The organism is Deltaproteobacteria bacterium, assembly GCA_009929795.1.
Lineage (GTDB): Bacteria > Desulfobacterota > Desulfovibrionia > Desulfovibrionales > Desulfomicrobiaceae > RZZR01.
On record RZZR01000243.1, the window covers coordinates 1 to 2,781 of the forward strand.

Genomic DNA, 2,781 nt, shown 5'->3' on the forward strand with positions numbered 1-2,781 from the left:
CGGGTCAGGGCATAGTCGACCACCGGGGTGACCACCTTTTCCCAGTCATGCCGAAAGGGCAGTTTCTGGAGGCTGATCATTTCGCCCTGGCCCGGTCCTTCGAAAATCAGGCAGTTGTAGCCGCGCTTCACGGCCTGGGCCGCCAGGATGAAGTAGAGGTCCTCGGCCGTGGCGTCGAGCCCGGTCTGGATCAAAAGCAAAGGCCTGTTCTTGCCGCTCTTGTCCGGTGTTACGAAATACCCGGGCAGGGTGGTCTGTTCATAGGGGATCCGGACATGCTCGATCAGGCCCCCGGACAGTCCGGCGGCCGCAAGAAAGGCATCCCGGCCGTTTTGCCAGGCGATCAGCCCCCGCGGGTCCTTGTCGTACAGATAGATGGAGGCGGCCCGGAAATAATTGGTGGCCCGGAAATAGGCCTGTCTGGCGCTGACATCATGACCACCGGCGGCAAACTCGTCGGCCGTGGCCTTGACCTTCAGGGCCATGGCGTTCCAGGCCCGGTACCAGCTTTCCTGGTCGAAATCCTCCACTTGGCTGGTGATGGTCAGCAGTTCACCCAGGTCGGATCCACCCGAGGAGATCAGACCGAAACGCCACATGCTCTGGAAGACAAAGGCCGCATCGTTGAACAGGAATTTGCCCATGGCCCGCTGGCCGATGTCCCGCGGCTCGATGCTCGTTTGGCCCCGGTAGTTGTCCCAATATTCAACGCCCCCGCTGATGTAGACATGACCCTGGAGAGGAAAATGGGTGTGGATGAAGACCCATTTCTTGTCAACGCCGGTCAGTCTTTCCAAGGAATCGGCAATGGCGGTCATCATCCCGGCCACGTCCTGATCGGTGAAAAATCCCGGAACATACATGTCCACGAAAATGGGTTTGTCCGTGACCGGCTCGCCCATGCAATGGATGGCGTCGAAGGTCTGCCAATAGTAGGTGATGAACCGCTCCTCGATGCCCGTGGCCGCAGTCACTTCACGGCTGAGTTCAGCCAGAACCTTGGGTACGTCCAAACCTGAACGGGCAAAGGTGATCCGGACCATGGGATCGGCCGGGTCTATGCCGCCGGCAGCCAAGGCCTGCCCTTTTCCCGGAACAAGTACGAGAAGAACATTCAAGGCAAGAACCAGGGCTCCAGACACCAATGGAAACGGTCTTCGGGGAACGGATCTCATGCACACCTTCCTTGGTTTTTTCATCATGGGATTTTTTACCCCACCATTGAGGACGGGCCGATGGTCGGTGTCAAGAACAATCCACGTGAATTCCCGTGATTTTTCTTTTAAATACCTAAAATAAATAAGATTTTGAACCTGGAACAGGATGGGCGAGCAGTGGGGGAATCGATGGCAGGATCGGCGAATGAGGCTGGACTGGTCGTTATTGATGAGTTAGCATCGTATCATCATGATGCGTACACACCATTCATCCCAAGGAGATTCCATGCGCACCACTCTGGACGTGGAGGAAGACGTACTGGCTGCGGCCAAGGAATTGGCCCGAATCCAAAATGAATCAGTGGGCCGGGTTCTTTCCCGGTTGGCCCGTCAGGCCTTAGCCGGAACCCAGGGATCACCTCCGTCAATGGAACCGGAAAAGCCATCGGTCACGGGATTTCGCCCTTTTCCAGCCCGTGACCATCTGGTCGGCAACGACCAGGTCGATGCCTTGCGGGATCAGGAGGGTGTTTGATGCGGGCCTTGCTCGACGTGAATGTGCTCATCGCGCTCCTCGACGCCGGCCATGTTCACCATCGTCTGGTCACGGCTTGGCTGGAGCGGGAAATTGGCCATGGTTGGGCATCCTGCCCATTGACCCAAAACGGATGCATCAGAATCATGTCCCAGACCGCCTATCCAGGAGCCTTGCCGGCCGGGGACGTGGCCAAACGCCTTGCCGAGGCCGCATCCCATCCATCCCACGAATTCTGGACCGCCGACATCAGCCTATTGGATCGGGACATGTTCCATTGGAACCGCATCCTCGGGCCTCGTCAGGTTACGGACGTCTATCTCCTGGCCCTGGCCATGGGCCATCAGGGGCGCTTCGTGACCCTGGACCGACGAGTCGCCGCCGAAGCCGTGGCCGGTGGGATTGACAAGCATCTCTGCTGCATCGCCAAGCAGAGTTGCTAAACGTCATTTCCCGCTCGCACTTCACGCAAGAATCTTCAACGTTTCGAGGCATTGCCCGATCTCGAACCGGCGGGGGGATCAACCCCTCAATTTCATCGTCTCCGTACACGTATCTGGGCCAGATATTTTTCCAGATCCGAACGGACGGGCAGGTTCTTGTCGCACGCTGCCAGGACAAATTCCGCGGTAGCGTAAATCTTCAGCCATCGGGGCCGAAGGGGCAACGTGCCCTCGCTCAAATACTTGTCCAGAGTCTGGGTTCGCAGATACCCGTCCTTTTCCATGTAAACATTCCAGAGACGGGATTTCCGGGCCAGATCGGCCTTGGTCGTGCCCGTGGCCTGAACCCAGCACTCCACGGCCAAGTTCATGACCCGCACAGCCAGTTGCCGTTTATCAGGATTTTTCTGGACTACAGGCAATCTGTTGGCACACTCCTCCATCAGGTCATGGACGGCCCTGAGATTTTCGGCCACGGCCTCAGGATCATCCAACCCATCTCCGACCGTCAAAGCGTCTTCCAGGTCCCTGAGGACTTGGCGCTGGACCGTGAATTCTTGAAGGATGGAAACAAGGCCCCCGGGCCCATGGCCGAGGCCTTCCCTCTCGACCTCTCCATGGCTATCCGGCGGACGAAAAACCAGCA

Annotated in this window: 3 protein-coding genes; 2 read left to right on the plus strand and 1 reads right to left on the minus strand. The window is 57.9% G+C overall.

The window, feature by feature from the left end:
- Window positions 1–1,202, minus strand: a 1,202-nt coding sequence (locus EOM25_13715) for an alpha/beta hydrolase (protein NCC26231.1), incomplete at its 3' end; no start/stop codon positions are given.
- 241 nt (window positions 1,203–1,443) lie between these two features.
- Here EOM25_13715 and EOM25_13720 point away from each other — a divergent pair.
- Window positions 1,444–1,692: a hypothetical protein gene (locus tag EOM25_13720; GenBank protein NCC26232.1), complete on the plus strand. Its 249-nt coding sequence runs from the start codon at window positions 1,444–1,446 to the stop codon at window positions 1,690–1,692.
- Window positions 1,692–2,135: a VapC toxin family PIN domain ribonuclease gene (locus EOM25_13725; protein ID NCC26233.1), complete on the plus strand. Its 444-nt coding sequence runs from the start codon at window positions 1,692–1,694 to the stop codon at window positions 2,133–2,135. Before EOM25_13720 ends, EOM25_13725 begins: the two co-directional genes overlap by 1 nt.
- The last annotated feature ends 646 nt before the right edge of the window (window positions 2,136–2,781 follow it).

Bases quoted from the DNA above. Each gene is read 5' to 3' on its own strand.
- EOM25_13725 (NCC26233.1), top strand. From the start codon at position 1,692: ATGCGGGCCTTGCTCGACGTGAATGTGCTCATCGCGCTCCTCGACGCC.
- EOM25_13720 (NCC26232.1), top strand. From the start codon at position 1,444: ATGCGCACCACTCTGGACGTGGAGGAAGACGTACTGGCTGCGGCCAAG.